Annotated in this window: 14 protein-coding genes; 6 read left to right on the top strand and 8 right to left on the bottom strand. The window is 65.0% G+C overall.

Annotated features, from left to right (window positions below; genetic code table 11):
- Positions 1-137: 137 nt before the first annotated feature.
- From sixA to CAG33_RS01840, 3 genes are read right to left on the bottom strand one after another with little or no spacing between them, the layout of a single operon-like run.
- The gene (gene sixA / locus CAG33_RS01850) at positions 138-590 is read right to left on the bottom strand and encodes a phosphohistidine phosphatase SixA (RefSeq protein WP_085578166.1); all 453 of its coding nucleotides are present in this window, start codon (positions 588-590) and stop codon (positions 138-140) included.
- Positions 587-934, bottom strand: coding sequence for a DUF4389 domain-containing protein (locus CAG33_RS01845; RefSeq protein ID WP_085578167.1), 348 nt, complete (start codon positions 932-934; stop codon positions 587-589). The genes sixA and CAG33_RS01845 overlap by 4 nt, the downstream gene beginning before the upstream one ends.
- Before the next feature lie 18 nt (positions 935-952).
- Entirely contained in the window at positions 953-1,978 is a 1,026-nt protein-coding gene (locus tag CAG33_RS01840; RefSeq protein WP_085578168.1) for an NAD(P)H-dependent glycerol-3-phosphate dehydrogenase, read from the bottom strand.
- Positions 1,979-2,174: 196 nt separating this feature from the next.
- Here CAG33_RS01840 and CAG33_RS01835 point away from each other — a divergent pair, with 196 nt between their 5' ends.
- From CAG33_RS01835 to CAG33_RS01810, 6 genes are all read left to right on the top strand, one after another.
- Positions 2,175-4,298, top strand: a complete 2,124-nt coding sequence (locus CAG33_RS01835) for a TonB-dependent siderophore receptor (protein ID WP_085636699.1) — start codon at positions 2,175-2,177, stop codon at positions 4,296-4,298.
- 1 nt (position 4,299) lies between these two features.
- Complete coding sequence (locus CAG33_RS01830) at positions 4,300-5,235, top strand: ABC transporter substrate-binding protein (protein ID WP_085578170.1); 936 nt, start codon at positions 4,300-4,302, stop codon at positions 5,233-5,235.
- The gene (locus CAG33_RS01825) at positions 5,232-7,136 is read left to right on the top strand and encodes an ATP-binding protein (protein WP_085636697.1); all 1,905 of its coding nucleotides are present in this window, start codon (positions 5,232-5,234) and stop codon (positions 7,134-7,136) included. The genes CAG33_RS01830 and CAG33_RS01825 overlap by 4 nt, the downstream gene beginning before the upstream one ends.
- A gap of 247 nt (positions 7,137-7,383) precedes the next feature.
- Positions 7,384-7,899, top strand: coding sequence for a 3-hydroxyacyl-[acyl-carrier-protein] dehydratase FabA (gene fabA / locus CAG33_RS01820; RefSeq protein WP_085578172.1), 516 nt, complete (start codon positions 7,384-7,386; stop codon positions 7,897-7,899).
- A gap of 11 nt (positions 7,900-7,910) precedes the next feature.
- Positions 7,911-9,131 carry a beta-ketoacyl-ACP synthase I gene (gene fabB / locus CAG33_RS01815; RefSeq protein ID WP_085578173.1) on the top strand — a complete coding sequence of 407 codons (1,221 nt, stop codon included), beginning with the start codon at positions 7,911-7,913 and terminating at the stop codon, positions 9,129-9,131.
- Positions 9,132-9,454: 323 nt separating this feature from the next.
- On the top strand, positions 9,455-9,637 hold the full coding sequence (locus tag CAG33_RS01810) for a hypothetical protein (RefSeq protein ID WP_085578174.1): 183 nt from the start codon (positions 9,455-9,457) through the stop codon (positions 9,635-9,637).
- Between the two features lie 73 nt (positions 9,638-9,710).
- Here the strand turns inward: CAG33_RS01810 and CAG33_RS01805 are convergent, their stop codons facing one another.
- The 5 genes from CAG33_RS01805 to cysM form a co-directional block, all read right to left on the bottom strand.
- Complete coding sequence (locus tag CAG33_RS01805; RefSeq protein WP_085578175.1) at positions 9,711-10,253, bottom strand: DUF2058 domain-containing protein; 543 nt, start codon at positions 10,251-10,253, stop codon at positions 9,711-9,713.
- Between the two features lie 26 nt (positions 10,254-10,279).
- Positions 10,280-11,116 carry a nucleoside triphosphate pyrophosphohydrolase gene (gene mazG, locus CAG33_RS01800; protein WP_085636695.1) on the bottom strand — a complete coding sequence of 279 codons (837 nt, stop codon included), beginning with the start codon at positions 11,114-11,116 and terminating at the stop codon, positions 10,280-10,282.
- Positions 11,117-11,173: 57 nt separating this feature from the next.
- Entirely contained in the window at positions 11,174-13,417 is a 2,244-nt protein-coding gene (gene relA, locus CAG33_RS01795) for a GTP diphosphokinase (RefSeq protein ID WP_085578177.1), read from the bottom strand.
- Between the two features lie 124 nt (positions 13,418-13,541).
- On the bottom strand, positions 13,542-14,894 hold the full coding sequence (gene rlmD / locus CAG33_RS01790; protein WP_085636693.1) for a 23S rRNA (uracil(1939)-C(5))-methyltransferase RlmD: 1,353 nt from the start codon (positions 14,892-14,894) through the stop codon (positions 13,542-13,544).
- Positions 14,894-15,796, bottom strand: a complete 903-nt coding sequence (cysM, locus tag CAG33_RS01785; protein WP_170929933.1) for a cysteine synthase CysM — start codon at positions 15,794-15,796, stop codon at positions 14,894-14,896. The genes rlmD and cysM overlap by 1 nt, the downstream gene beginning before the upstream one ends.
- Positions 15,797-15,893 lie beyond the last annotated feature (97 nt).

Raw genomic sequence — 15,893 nt, 5'->3', positions numbered from 1 at the left:
ACAAATCATTTCAAGGCAATCCCGTGCTGCGGTGCGCCGTCTGACGCCATCGCGGGCAAGCCCGCTCCCACAGGGATCCGGGGTGCATGCAGAATCTGCGGCCGCCGAAAAACAAAGTGGGAGCAGGCGCCTGCGCCTCAAGGATGCTTGAGGCTGTTGAGCGTCATCGAGCCGATCAGCAGTTCGCTGTGCTCAAGTTCGGCCAGCCCGGCGGTGCTGACCTTCTCCGGCGGATAGCCGGCGCCGTGCTGCAGGTAGCTCAACAGGTGCCCCACCAGCGGGTTGTGGCTGACCAGCAAGACATTGCTGACCGACACCAGTTGCTCGGCGACCTTGTCCGGGTCGGTTTCCGGCATGAGCCAATCCACCGTGCGGATCTCCGGCTCGAAGCCGAGCGCCTCGCGCACCAGTTGCGCCGTCTGCTGCGCCCGCAGATAGGGGCTGGCGTAGATCGCCGTCAGCGGCTGGCCCATCAGCCTGGCCGCGCTGCTCAGCACTTCCTTGCGGCCATGGGCGGTCAGTTCCCGCTCGGAGTCGGCGCGCGAGCCGTAGGGCTCGGCCTCGCCGTGACGCAATACCCAGAGTTTCATAGCTTGGGTTCCTCATCTCGAACCGGGTGCGCAGCCGGCGCAACGGTGTGCGGCGCTTCGCCTTCCGGGGTGCGCGGCGTCGGCCAGTCGGCGAACGGCCAGGGTTTCTGGTCGCTGTGGAAACTGCCGAAACGGCCGATCTGAGCCAGGAACTGGCTCAGGCTGTCGCCGAAGTTCATCAGGCCGGCGTTCGGGGCGCCGTAGATCAAACGATAGATCAACTGCACCAGCACCACGGCCCCGAGGATGAACTGCGCCACCTGCCAGACCAGCGCGTACACGATCATCCACAGTACCCGCAGGAGAATGGATTCGTAGCCCGCTTCGTTTTTCGGATCGCTCATGTCTCGTCCCCTGCTGACTCAGTTGAAACCACTGGTGGAAATGAAATCGACATCGGTCTTCGGCTCGCCGCGCATCAACAGGCCGATGACCTGCTCCAGCGTGCGCCCTTCGAACAGAATCGCATGCAGCCCGGCGACCAGCGGCATGTACACGCCGACCTCCTGCGCCTTGGCCTTGAGCACCTTGAGCGTGTTGACCCCTTCGGCCACCTCGCCCAGGCGCGACACCGCCTCGTCCAGGCTCAGCCCTTGGCCCAGGGCGAAGCCGACCTGGTAGTTGCGGCTCTTGGGCGACGAACAGGTGACGATCAGATCGCCCACCCCGGCCAGCCCCAGGAACGTCATCGGGTTGGCGCCCTGGTTCACCGCGAACCGAGTCATCTCGGCCAGGGCGCGGGTGATCAGCATGCTCTTGGTGTTTTCGCCCATGTCCAGCGCCACCGCCATGCCGGCGATGATCGCGTAGACGTTCTTCAGCGCCCCGCCCAACTCCACGCCGAAGCGGTCGGCGCTGGCGTAGACGCGGAAGGTGCGCCCGTGCAGCGCGGCCTGCACCTGGCGGCACAGGTCTTCGTCCTCGCTGGCGACCACCGTGGCGGTCAACGCATGCTCGGCGATCTCCCGCGCCAGGTTCGGCCCGGACAGCACGCCGATGCGCGCCTCTGGGGCGATCTCTTCGAGGATCTGGCTCATCAGCTTGAAGGTGTGGGCTTCGATGCCCTTGGTCAGGCTGACCAGCATCTTGCCCCGCAGCCGTTCGGCATGGCTGGCCAGCACGGTGCGCAGCGCGCTGGAAGGCAGCGCGACAAAGCACAGGTCGCAGGCGTCGAGGGTCTCTTGCAGGTCGGTGACGGGGGTCACCTGAGGCAGGATCTTGATGCCTTTGAGGTAACGCGGGTTCTCGCGGTTGACCCGGATGGCCTCGGCCTGCTCGGGGTCGCGCATCCACTGCCGGACTTGATGGCCGTTCTCGGCCAACAGATTGGCCACGGCGGTACCGAAACTTCCGCCTCCCAGGACCGCGATCGGGCGCTGTTCAGTCATATGTAATCCGTCAATCCATACCAGTGGCGATGGCGGCATTATACGGGGCGGCCCCCGCCGGGACAGCCCCGGCAACAATTACCGCCGCATGTAGGAAGAAGACCAAGAAAACCGAGGAAAATGCCTGCATCGTGAATGGAAAAGTCACTGCGCTCGGTTAACATGCGCGCCACTTATTCGCTATCAAGGCTGTCTCGTGTCTTTTGGTCCATCTTCCACACGTTCCTCCCTGCTGCTGGCGCTGCTGTTCAGCCCGGCCGTGCTGGCGGACGACCTCTTTCTGGACAGCGAGGCCCTGCCGCAGATCCTGACCGCCACCCGCCTGAAACAGTCGCCGGCCGAAGTGCCCGGCAGCATGACCGTGCTCGACAGCGAACTGATCAACGCCAGCGGCGCCCGGGACATCAGCGAACTGCTGCGCCAGGTGCCGGGCATGATGGTCGGCGACATCAGCGGCAACCAGGCCGCCGTCAACTACCACGGCACCAACGCCACCCAGGCGCGGCGCATGCAGGTGCTGATCGACGGCCGTTCGGTGTACCGCGCCGGCCTGGCCACGGTGGACTGGAGCGACATCCCGGTGGCCATGGAAGACGTGGAGCGCATCGAGGTGTTCCGCGGCCCCAACACCGTCAGCTACGGCGCCAATGCGCTGATGGCGGTGGTCAACATCATCACGCGCAACCCGGCGGACAGCCACGGCACGCGCATCAAGATCAGCCGCGGCCAGCGCGGCATCAACGACTACTACGCCAGCCAAGGCACCGGCTGGAACGGCGGCAACCTGCGCCTGTCGCTGTCCGGCCAGCAGGACGACGGCTTCGATGAAGACCGCACCGGCGCCGACTACCGCGACAGCCGACGCCTGGACCGCTTCAGCCTGGCGGTCAGCCACACGCTCAGCGACGATCAGAGCCTGGATTGGCAGATCAACGCGAAGGACGGCACCAACCAGCGCCCCTACACCTACCGGCCGGTGTTCTACGGCATCACCGCGGCCGGCAACAATTCCGACGTGATCGCCAAGGACTACGCCGGCTCGGTGCGCTGGAACCTCGACGTGAATCCCGACCACAGCCTGTATGTGCAGGGTTCGGCGCAGCACTGGGACCGGCAGCAGACCTGGCGCGCCTGCGACGCCGAAGTGTCGTTCAGTCCGCAACTGACCGAGCTGTGGAAACTCAACCCCAACTACACCGAACTGCTGGCGCGCAACATGAACCGCTTCACCGGCCCGGGCGCACCGCCCGGCACGCCGGCCGAGATGGCGCTGGCCAACCAGGTGCTGGACCAGTGGCGCAACGGCGCCAGCCGCACCGTGTGCGGCGACATCGACCAGAGCATCCGCGAGTCGCGCTATGACCTAGAATTGCAGGACACCCTCAGCCTGTCCGACAGCCTGCGCCTGGTCAGCGGCATGAACTACCGTTACGACCGGGCCGAGTCCGAAACCTATTTCAACGGCACGCTGGACGACACCACCTGGCGCACGTTCGGCCAGTTGGAGTGGCGCGCCAGCGAACATTGGCTGCTGCAGGGCGGTGCGATGTTCGAAGACACCCGGCTGGTGGGCAGTTCGCTGACGCCCAGGTTCGCGGTCAATTACCTGATCAATCCGCGCCACGGCCTGCGCGCGGTGTATTCGGAGGCGATCCGTTCGCCGGGCATGTTCGAGAACAACGTCAACTGGAGCTATCAGGTCTCGGGGCTGCGGCCCTACGCCTACGGTCAGTCCTCGGCCCGCTACTTCGTCAAGACCCGCGGCCCCGGCGACCTCGACCAGGAACGCATGCGTTCGCGGGAACTGGGCTACAACGGCTTTTTCGCCGACCTGGGCCTGGCCCTGGACGTGAAACTGTTCTACGACGAAATCACCGGCATGATCAGCGAGCCGCTGCGCAACAATCAGTTCATCGCCAGCAACGCCAACAGCGCCCGCTTCCGCGGCACCGAAACCCAGGCGGACTGGCGCCTGAGCGCCGTCGACCGGTTGCGCGTGACCTATGCCTTCGTCGACGCGCAGGCCAGCAACCCCCAGGACCAACAGTTCACCGCGCGCAACAGCGGTTCCGCCGGCTGGCTGCGCGACTGGGGCCGGGGCTGGAGCAGCGCCCTCTTCTACTACGGCGACAACGCGCTCAACGGTTACCGCTTCGAGCGGGTGGACACGCGCATCGCCAAACGCATCCCCCTGGGCAAGGCCCAGCTGCAATTGGCCGGCGTGGTGCAGCAGCGTCTGGACCATGAGCCGACCACGTTCGTCGACAACAACTACGACGACCGCCGCGTGATGTACCTCAGCGCGGAGCTGGAGTTTTAAGATGCGTCTGCCCCTGTCACGGAAGATGCCGGGCGTCGGCCACTGGCTGGCCGGGCTCTGCCTGTTCCTGACAGCGTGGCTGCACGGCGTGGCCGTGCAGGCGGCGGACATCCTGTTGACCGGCGCCGAGGAAAGCCCGGGGGTGCAGTCCTTCGTCCAGGCCCTGAGCGAGCTGCGCCCCACCGACCGCGTACGCTTCCAGCCGTTGGCCAGCCTGCCGGCCCCGGGCAAGCTGCCGGCCAGCCTGCGCCTGATCCTGCTGGATCTGCCGAGCCTGGACTGGCGCCTGCAAGAGACCCCGGGGCCGGCCACCCTGGTGCTGCGCATCAGCCGCCTGCAAGCGCAGCAGCGCTTCGGCAACGCCCAGCCGCCGTCGCACCTGAGCCTGCTGTGGAGCGACCCGATGCCCGGCCGCCAACTGCAGCTGATCCGCCGGCTCCTGCCCCAGGCCCGCCGGGTCGGCGTGCTGTTCGACCGGCACAGCGAGTTTCTTTTGCAGGAGCTGCACCTGGCGGCCCGGTCGCTGGATCTGGAAATCGTCGGCGAGCGCTGGGACAACACCCGCGACAGCCGCCCGTTGCAGGCCTTGCTGAAAAACAGCGACGTGCTGCTGGGGCTCGACGACCCTGACCTATACAACCCCAAGACCGCGAAAAACCTGCTGCTCAGCAGTTATTCCCGACAACTGGCGCTGATCGGCCCCAACGTCGCGTTCGTGCGCGCCGGCAGCCTGGCCAGCAGCTACAGCGACCAGAGCGACTGGCTGGCCATTCTCGACGCCTTGCTCGACCGTCCGCCGGCCAACTGGCCGCGCACGCTCTACCCCGATCGTTTCAAGGTCTCAAGCAATGCCCAGGTGGCTCGTTCCTTAGGTATCGAACTGCCCGATGAAGTGTCTGTGGCCAAGGATTTGGCCGAAGGAGAGCGCCGCCCATGATTTTCCGCCGCCGCTGGGACATCAACACCCGCACCCAACTGATCAGCCTGGGCCCTGCGCTGTTGCTGACTTTGCTCCTGATCACCTTCTTCACCTTCGTGCGCATCCAGGATCTGCGCCAGGAGCTCACCCGCACCGGCCAACTGATCGCCAACCAACTGGCGCCGGCCACCGAATACGGGGTGATCTCCGGCAACAACGAAGTGCTGGAGAGCCTGCTCAAAGCCACCCTGGCTACGCCCAACGTACGTTTCCTGGAGGTGCAGGACAGCGGCAACCGAGTGCTGGCCTACGTCGAGCAAGCGGCGAACGCCCACAACCGCCCGCATCAGGTCGAGGTGTTCCAGGCGCCGGTCAGGCTGCAGCGGATCGCCCTGCACAACGACTTTTTCCAGGACAGCCGTCCGGCCAGGAACGGCACCGGCGAGGATTACCTGGGCCGGGTGATCGTCGGCCTGTCCAGCGACGCCTTCAGCCAGCGCCAGCAGGAAATCCTGCTCAAGGCCGGCATCCTCGCGCTGTTCGCCCTGCTGTTCACCTTCGTCCTAGCACGGCGGCTGGCCGGCAGCCTGTCCCAGCCGATCCGCGACATCGGCCATGCGGTGCGGGCCATCCAGGACGGCGACTTCAAGACGCCGCTGCCGATCGTCGACGACACCGAACTGGGCGCCCTGTCGCAGCACATCAACAACCTGGCCCAGGCCCTGGAACAGGCCAGCCGCGAACAGCAGCAGGCCATGGCGCAACTGATCCAGACCCGCGAAGAGGCGGAAAAGGCCAACAACGCCAAATCGGACTTCCTGGCGATGATGAGCCATGAACTGCGCACGCCCATGAACGGCGTCCTCGGCATGCTGCAGTTGCTTGAGACCACCGAGATGACCGAAGAGCAGATCGAGTACGCCGCCCTGGCGTCCGAGTCCACCGAGCACTTGCTCAAGGTCATCAACGACATCCTGGACTTCTCGCGCATCGAGCGTTCGGAGCTGGAACTGGAGCACATCCCCTTCAACCTGGCCGACCTGATCGCCGCCTGCGCCCAGTCGTTCCAGCACAGCGCCCTGCAGCGCGGCTTGAGCCTGCAGTTGCGGATCCCGGACGACATGCGCGATCTGCAGGTGCAAGGCGATCCGACGCGGATCCGACAGATTCTGGTCAACCTGGTGGGCAACGCGCTGAAGTTCACCGAACAGGGCCAGGTCGGCATCGAAGCGCAATGGCAGTCGCTGGACCACGAACTGCTCTGGTTCACCTGCTCGGTGCGCGACAGCGGCATCGGCATCTCCCCGCAAAGCCTGGAACTGATGTTCAACGCGTTCCAGCAGGCCGACAGTTCGATCTCCCGACGCTACGGCGGGACGGGGCTGGGCCTGCCGATCGCCCGCACCCTCGCCGAACGGATGGGCGGCACCCTGCGGGCGCAGAGCGAAGAAGGCCGCGGTTCGGTGTTTACCCTGGAAATCCCCTTGGCTATATATAAGCAGGCGTTGCCGACACTGGCGGCGCCACGCCTCTTGGCCGGCGACGGCCACGGCGAAGGGCGCAAGGTGCTGCTGGTGGAGGACAACCCGGTCAACCAGACCGTGATCGAAGCGATGCTGCGCAGCCTGGGCTTTGCCGTCAGCATCGCCACCGACGGCGCGCAAGCGGTGCGCTGCGCCGACGGGCAGCGATTCGAAGCTATCCTGATGGACTGCCGGCTGCCGGTCATCGACGGCTACGAGGCGACGCGCCAGATCCGCCGCCTGCCCGCCTGCAACGATGTGCCGATCATCGCGCTGACCGCCAACGCCTTGCAGGGCGACCGGGAAAACTGCCTGTCGGCGGGGATGAACGACTATCTGGCCAAGCCGTTCAAACGCAACGATTTGCAGCAGATCATGCAGCGCTGGGTGCAGTAAGGGACAGCCTTTCAAGCATCTGCGACTGGCGTGGAAAGCGAAAGTGCGGCAGTCTTAGGCTCCCGAACGGGCCTCAAAAGGGGCTTGAATAAAAATTTCAGTGCACAAGTGTACATTCATGTCCTTGGTGCTGTGACTTTCACTACAACGCAATAGTCTATGAGTAGGCTGCCGGATCGAGGCATGAACGCTTCGGTCGGCCGGGAAGAACGCCCCACCTGCCGCATGGGACTATTGAGGAGCTCGCATGACCAAACAAAACGCCTTTACCCGGGAAGACCTGCTGCGCTGCAGTCGCGGTGAGCTGTTCGGCCCAGGTAACGCGCAACTGCCCGCCCCGAACATGCTGATGGTGGATCGCATCACCCACATCTGCGAAGAAGGCGGCAAGTACGGCAAAGGTGAATTGGTCGCCGAGCTGGACATCACCCCGGACCTGTGGTTCTTCGCCTGCCATTTCGAAGGCGATCCGGTGATGCCGGGCTGCCTGGGCCTGGACGCCATGTGGCAACTGGTCGGCTTCTTCCTAGGCTGGCAAGGCCTGCCGGGCCGCGGCCGTGCGCTGGGTTCGGGCGAAGTGAAGTTCTTCGGCCAGGTGCTGCCGACCGCCAGCAAAGTCACCTACAACATTCATATCAAGCGCGTCCTCAAGGGCAAGCTGAACATGGCCATCGCCGATGGTTCGGTCAGCGTCGACGGTCGCGAAATCTACACCGCCGAAGGCCTACGGGTCGGCGTGTTCACCTCCACTGACAACTTCTAAGGGTTATCCGCATGCGCCGCGTCGTTATCACTGGTCTGGGCATCGTTTCTTGCCTGGGCAATGACAAAGAGACCGTCTCCGCCAACCTGCGTGCAAGCCGCCCTGGCATCCGGTTCAACCCGGAATACGCCGAAATGGGTCTGCGTAGCCAGGTTTCCGGCTCCATCGACCTCAACCTCGAAGAACTGATCGACCGCAAGGTCTACCGTTTCGTCGGTCACGCAGCCGCCTACGCCTACCTGGCGATGGCTGACGCGATCAAGGACTCCGGCCTGACCGAAGAGCAGGTGTCCAACCCGCGCACCGGCCTGATCGCCGGCTCCGGCGGCGCCTCCACCCTGAACCAGATGGAAGCGCTGGACATCCTGCGCGAGAAAGGCGTCAAGCGCGTCGGCCCGTACCGCGTGACCCGCACCATGAGCAGCACCGTGTCGGCCTGCCTGGCCACACCGTTCAAGATCAAGGGCCTGAACTACTCCATCGCCTCCGCCTGCGCCACCAGCGCCCACTGCATCGGCACCGCGATGGAACAGATCCAGATGGGCAAGCAGGACATCGTCTTCGCCGGCGGCGGCGAAGAAGAGCACTGGAGCCAGTCGTTCCTGTTCGACGCCATGGGCGCCCTGTCCAGCAAGCGCAACGACACCCCGGAAAAGGCCTCCCGCGCCTACGACGCCGACCGTGACGGTTTCGTCATCGCCGGCGGCGGCGGCATGGTGGTGGTCGAGGAGCTGGAGCACGCTCTGGCCCGCGGCGCGAAGATCTACGCGGAAATCGTCGGCTACGGCGCGACCTCCGACGGCTACGACATGGTCGCCCCGAGCGGCGAAGGCGCGATCCGCTGCATGCAGCAGGCGCTGTCCACCGTCGACACCCCGATCGACTACCTGAACACCCACGGCACCTCAACCCCGGTCGGCGACGTCGCGGAAATGAAAGGCGTGCGCGAAGTCTTCGGTGACAAGGCGCCGGCCATCAGCTCCACCAAGAGCCTGTCGGGTCACTCCCTGGGCGCCGCCGGCGTTCACGAAGCGATCTACTGCATGCTGATGATGGAAGGCAACTTCATCGCCGGCTCCGCCAACATCGACGAGCTGGATCCGGAAGTGGCCGACCTGCCGGTGCTGACCCAGACCCGCGAGAACGCCAAGATCGACACCGTGATGAGCAACAGCTTCGGCTTCGGCGGCACCAACGCCACCCTGGTGCTGAAGCGCTGGACCGGCAAGTGATTTCACGCTGCTGAGCCGCACATGAAAAACGCCCCGACCGGTTCGGGGCGTTTTTTTTTCGCCTGGAGAAACCTCGCCGCCGGACGCCCGCCAAGGCACAACGGCTTGCGCAAAGGGGTGCGCAACGCCCCGCCAACATGAAACATCTGTCATGCAACTTCCCGCCCTGCGACTGAATGTCGCGTATCACGCGGGCTCCAGCACTGTTGCGAAATCCGCAAGGATACATTGCAGAAACCGAACGTTTACTTAGCAAGCTAACAAACTCTATAAAAGAGTCCTGCACATGCCTTGCTGCAGATAACAGAGATTGGAGCTAGCAGATGACTGTAAAAGTGACTGAACGCGACGATTCACACATGTCCCATGAAGGCGTGGCCGCCGGCGTACGGATCTGGGACGTGCATCAACAGGACTTGCTGGTGGGGATGTTCCACAACGAGGCCGACGCCCACAGCTACAAGGCCGAGCTGGAGCTGCTGGAGCGCCAGCGCGAACAGGGCTGAGCGGCAAGCGACACAGCATCCATAACGACGAACCCCGCCATGAGCGGGGTTCGTCGTTATGCGTGTCGGACGCTTACCACATCAGATCGTCAGGGATCTGATAGGCCGCGTACGGATCGTCCTCGTCCGTGACCTCTTCGGTCTTCTCGTTCATCTGCACGATGCGCTGCGGATCGCGCTCCTGGATCTTCAGGGCGGCCTCGCGCGGGATCACTTCGTAGCCGCCGGCGTGGTGCACGATCGCCAGCGAACCGCTGCTGAGCTTGTTGCGCATCAGCGTGTTGACCGAAAGGCGCTTGACCTTCTTGTCATCGACGAAGTTGTAGTAGTCCTCGGTGTTCAGCTTCGGCAGGCGCGACACCTCGATCAATTGCTTGATCTGCGCGGCGCGGGCCTTGGCCTCGGCCTTTTCCTGCTGCTGGCGGTTCAGCTCCTGGTCGCGCTTGACCTTCTCGGCCTGGGCCTCCTGGGCCGCGCGCTGCTGCGAGTCGTCCAGCTCGATTTGCCCCTTGTGGGCCAGGCGTTGCTGCTTTTGCTTGTCCTTGCTGACTTGCTTGACCTGCTTTTGGTTGACCAGCCCTGCCTTGAGCAACTGGTCGCGAAGGGAAATACTCATGGTGCTTACTCACTTGGGCAAATTGCTCAGCCGCAGCCGGGCGCATTCTTTTCCTGTCGTTTGGCTTCGCCCCACAAGGCGTCCAACTCTTCGAGGGTGCAATCTTCCATGGGACGACGGGTGTCGCGCAATGCCTGTTCGATAAAACGGAAACGCCGCTCGAACTTGCCGTTGGCGCCGCGCAGCGCGGTTTCCGGATCGACCTTCAGGTGCCGGGCCAGGTTGACCACCGAAAACAGCAGATCGCCGATCTCGTCGGCCACCGCCGCCGGGTCGTTTTCCGACATGGCCTCAAGCACCTCGTCGAGCTCCTCGCGCACCTTGTCCAACACCGGCAAAGCGTCCGGCCAGTCGAAACCGACCTGCCCGGCGCGCTTCTGCAGCTTGGCCGAGCGCGACAAGGCCGGCAGCGCGGCGGGCACGTCGTCGAGCAGCGACAGTTGCTGCGGCTCGGCGGATTTCTCGGCGCGCTCTTCGGCCTTGATCTCTTCCCAACGCTCCTTGACCTGCTCTTCGTTCAGCCGCGGCACGTCCAGCGGCGCATACAGGTCGCCGGTGGGAAACACGTGCGGGTGACGGCGCACCAGCTTGCGGGTGATGCTGTCCACCACGCCGGCGAACTCGAACCGACCCTCCTCCCGGGCCAGCTGGCTGTAATACACCACCTGGAACAGCAGATCGCCCAACTCGCCCTGCAAGTGATCGAAATCGCCGCGCTCGATGGCGTCGGCGACCTCGTAGGCCTCTTCCAGGGTGTGCGGGACGATGGTGGCGTAGGTCTGCTTGATGTCCCACGGGCAGCCGTACTGCGGATCCCGCAGACGGTTCATCAGGTGCAGCAGGTCTTCCAGGCTGTACGTCATGTCTGTCTCACCACAAAACCCTGCGCAAGCGGGCAGGCCCGCTTGCGCCGTTGCTCCTCAAGGCGTGCGGTTGCGCCGCGTCTCGATGATGTTCGGCAACTGGGAAATCCGCCCCAGCAACCGCCCCAGCGCGTCCAGCCCCGGGATCTCGATGGTCAGGGACATCAGCGCGGTGTTGTCCTCCTTGTTCGAGCGGGTGTTGACCGCCAGCACGTTGATGCGCTCGTTGAGCAGCACTTGCGAGACGTCACGCAGCAGCCCGGAACGGTCGTAGGCGCGGATGACGATGTCCACCGGGTAGGTGAGCACCGGCACCGGGCCCCAGCTGACCTGGATGATGCGCTCCGGCTCGCGGCCGGCCAGTTGCAGCACCGAGGCGCAGTCCTGGCGGTGGATGCTCACGCCGCGGCCCTGGGTGATGTAGCCGACGATCGCGTCGCCCGGCAACGGCTGGCAGCAGCCGGCCATCTGCGTCATCAGGTTGCCGACGCCCTGGATCTGGATGTCGCCGCGCTTGCCCGGCTTGTAGCCGGCGGCCTTGCGCGGGATCAGCTCCAGCTGCTCGTTGCCGCGCTCCGGCTCGACCAGCTGCTGCGCCAGGTTGACCAGCTGCGCCAGGCGCAGGTCGCCGGCACCGAGGGCGGCGAACAGGTCTTCGGCGGTCTTCATGTTGGCCTTGTCGGCCAGCTTGTCGAAGTCCACCGCCGGCAGGCCGAGGCGGTTGAGCTCGCGCTCGAGCAGGGTCTTGCCCGCCGCGACGTTCTGATCCCGGGCCTGCAGCTTGAACCAGTGGACGATCTTGGCCCGCGCCCGGGACGTGGTGACGTACCCCAGGTTCGGGTTCAGCCAGTCGCGGCTCGGGGTGCCATGCTTGCTGGTGATGATCTCGACCTGCTCGCCGGTCTGCAGGCTGTAGTTAAGCGGCACGATCCGCCCGTTGATCTTGGCGCCGCGGCAGTTGTGGCCGATCTCGGTGTGCACGCGGTAGGCGAAGTCCAGCGGCGTCGCGCCCTTGGGCAGGTCGATGGCATGGCCGTCCGGGGTGAAGATGTAGACCCGGTCCGGCTCGATGTCGACCCGCAGTTGCTCGGCCAGGCCGCCGATGTCGCCCAGCTCTTCATGCCACTCGAGCACCTGACGCAGCCAGGAGATCTTCTCTTCGTAGTGGTTGGAGCCGGACTTGACGTCGGTGCCCTTGTAGCGCCAGTGCGCGCAGACGCCGAGTTCGGCCTCCTCGTGCATGGCGTGGGTACGGATCTGCACCTCCAGCACCTTGCCTTCCGGGCCGATCACGGCGGTGTGCAGCGAGCGGTAGCCGTTCTCCTTCGGGTTGGCGATGTAGTCGTCGAACTCTTTGGGGATGTGCCGCCACAGGGTGTGGACGATGCCGAGCGCGGTGTAGCAGTCGCGCATCTCCGGCACCAGCACGCGCACGGCGCGCACGTCGTAGATCTGGCTGAACTCCAGGCCCTTGCGCTGCATCTTTCGCCAGATCGAATAGATGTGCTTGGCCCGGCCGCTGATGTCGGCCTCGACGCCGGTGGCCTGCAGTTCGTTCTTGAGCTGGGTCATCACGTCGCTGATGAAGCGTTCGCGGTCGAGCCGCCGCTCGTGCAGCAGCTTGGCGATCTGCTTGTACTGGTCAGGCTCCAGGTAGCGGAAGGACAGGTCCTCCAGCTCCCACTTGATGTGGCCGATGCCGAGCCTGTGCGCCAGCGGCGCATAGATGTCGAACACCTCCCGGGCGACCCGGTTGCGCTTCTCGTCGTCGGCGGTCTTCACCGCCCGGATCGCGCAGGTGCGCTCGGCCAGCTTGATCAGCGCGACGCGCACGTCGTCGACCATGGCCACCAGCATCTTGCGCAGGTTCTCGACCTGGCCCTGGGTGCCCAGCACCATGGACTGACGGGGGCTGAGGCTGGCGCTGATCGCCGCCATGCGCTGCACGCCGTCGATCAGCTTGGCGACCACCGGGCCGAACCGCTGGCTGACCGCCGCGAGCTCGATCTGGCCTTCGCGCACGCCGCGGTACAGCACGGCGGCCACCAGGGAATCCTGGTCGAGCTTGAGGTCGGCCAGGATCTCGGCGATCTCAAGACCGGTGCTGAAGCTGCCGCTGCCCTCGGTCCACAGATTGTTCGCCGCTTTGGATTGCTGCTCGGCCTGACGGGCGTATTCGCAGGCCTCCTTCAAGGCTTCGCGATCCAGCGCCAGATCGACGCTGACCGCATGATCGAGCCAAGCCTCGAGATTGATACTGCCGTCGGTGTTGATCGGCTGGTGTGCTCTCACCTGTACCATCTTGCTTTACCTTCCCTACGACGCAGATTCAATGCGTCAAATCGCTGACCTTCATTGCCCGTTCGCGCTCGCGGGGCTGGGACGAGCGCTGTCCGGGCGGACCAGACGGATCAGACGGGCCATCCTAGCCCGCTTCAAATAACGCCATGGCCTCGACATGCGCCGTCTGAGGAAACATATCGAGAATCCCGGCACGTTTTAACCGGTAGCCCTGCTTGATCAATTCGACCGTGTCGCGCGCCAGAGTTGCAGGGTTGCACGACACGTACACCAGCCGTTGGGCACCCAGGGTCGCCAGCTTGCGCACCACCTCGAAAGCACCGTCACGGGGTGGGTCCAAGAGTACCGCAGAAAAGCCGTTTCCGATCCATTCGGCATCGGTCAAAGGCTGGGATAAATCGGCCTGAAAAAACTTTGTGTTATGCAAATTGTTGCTGGCGGCGTTCTCCGCCGCACGGTCGACCATCGTCTGCACGCCTTCGACCGCCACCACCTCACGCACGGCCTTGGCCAACGGCAAGGCAAAGTTGCCCAGGCCGCAGAACAGGTCGAGCACACGCTCATCGCCCGTGGGCTTGAGCCACTCCAGTGCCTGGGCGACCATCGCCTCGTTGACGCCGGCGTTGACCTGGATGAAGTCGCCCGGACGCCAGGCCAGCTCCAGCCCCCACGTCTCCAGGCGGTAGCCCAGCGACTGCGCAGGGTCCGTAGGCTGCGGCTCGCCTTCGCCGTGCAGCCACAGCTGCGCCCCGTGGAACGCGCAGAAATCCTTGAGGATCGTCAGGTCCGGCTCCGACAGCGGCGCCGTGTGCCGCAGCAGCACCGCCAGCGACGAGCCGCTGAACAGTTCCACATGCCCCAGCGCCTGAGGCTTGCCCAAGCGGCGGAGCATGTCCGGCAGCCGGCTCATGATCGGCTGCAAGGGCTGTACCAGCACCGGGCACTCATCGATCGCGACGATGTCCTGGCTGCCGGCGGCGCGAAAGCCGACGTCCAGGCGCTTCGCCTTGGCGTCCCAGCGCACCGCCACCCGGGCGCGGCGCCGGTAGCCGAATTCGGGGCCGGTCAACGGCGTGGCCCATTCTTGCGGTTCGACGCCGGCGACCCGCGACAGCTGCTCGGCCAGCATGCGCTGTTTCAGGGCAAGCTGTTCAGCGTGGGGCAGATGCTGCACGCTGCAACCGCCGCAGCGGCCCGCGTGCGGGCAAAGGGCCGGACGGCGCAATTCGCTGGCCTTGAGCACGCGCTCGGCGCGGGCCTCGACCACTTTACCGTGGGCGCCGAGCACCCGCGCCTCGACCTCCTCGCCTGCGAGGGCGCCGAGGACGAACCAGGTGCGGCCTTCGAAGAACGCGATGCCGCGACCGTCATTGGCCAGGCGCTCGATGCTCAGGCGCTGCTTCTTGCCGGTCGGGAGTTGCGGGGCCTTGCTGCCGCCGGTGGGCTGGAAGCGCAGGCCTCTTGCTTGCTTGGCCATCAGTTGGGCGCGTCGAACAGGCCGGTCGACAGGTAGCGGTCGCCGCGGTCGCAGATGATCGCGACGATCACCGCGTTCTCGACTTCCTTGGACAAGCGCAGCATCGCCGCCACCGCACCGCCCGAGGACACGCCGCAGAAGATGCCTTCTTCGCGGGCCAGGCGACGGGTGACATCTTCGGCTTCGCTCTGCGCCATGTCGACGATGCGGTCGACGCGGTCGGCCTGGTAGATCTTCGGCAGGTATTCCTGCGGCCAGCGGCGGATGCCGGGAATGGCCGAGCCTTCCATCGGTTGCAGGCCGATGATCTGCACGTTGTCGTTCTGTTCCTTGAGGTAGCGCGACACGCCCATGATGGTGCCGGTGGTGCCCATGGAACTGACGAAATGGGTGATGGTGCCCTGGGTCTGGCGCCAGATCTCCGGGCCGGTGGTGGCGTAGTGGGCTTCGGGGTTGTCGCCGTTGGCGAACTGGTCGAGCACCTTGCCGCGGCCTTCGGCCTCCATCCGCTGGGCCAGGTCGCGGGCGCCTTCCATGCCCTCTTCCTGGGTGACCAGGATCAGCTCGGCGCCGTAGGCGGTCATCGCCGCCTTGCGCTCAGCGGTGGAGTTGTCCGGCATGATCAGGATCATCTTGTAGCCCTTGATCGCAGCGGCCATCGCCAGGGCGATCCCGGTGTTGCCCGAGGTCGCCTCGATGAGCGTGTCGCCGGGGCGGATCTGCCCGCGCAGCTCGGCGCGGGTGATCATCGACAACGCCGGACGATCCTTGACCGAACCCGCCGGGTTGTTGCCTTCCAGCTTGAGCAAGAGGGTGTTGCTGGTGGCGCCGGGCAGGCGCTGCAAACGCACCAGCGGCGTGTTGCCGACGCAATCGGCGATGGTTGGGTACTGCAAGGTCATGGCGTTTTTCGCAATCCGGACAGCGGGGGCGCCTATCATACCGGCAAACCCGCGCCGGCCATATCACGCAAAGTATGGTGCTTATGGCTTATGGGAA

Origin of the sequence: Pseudomonas sp. B3(2017), assembly GCF_002113595.1 — a bacterium.
Classification (GTDB): Bacteria; Pseudomonadota; Gammaproteobacteria; order Pseudomonadales; family Pseudomonadaceae; genus Aquipseudomonas; species Aquipseudomonas ekonensis.
The sequence above is the reverse complement of the archived record's forward strand: the minus strand, read 5'-3'. Positions and strand labels throughout refer to the sequence as shown.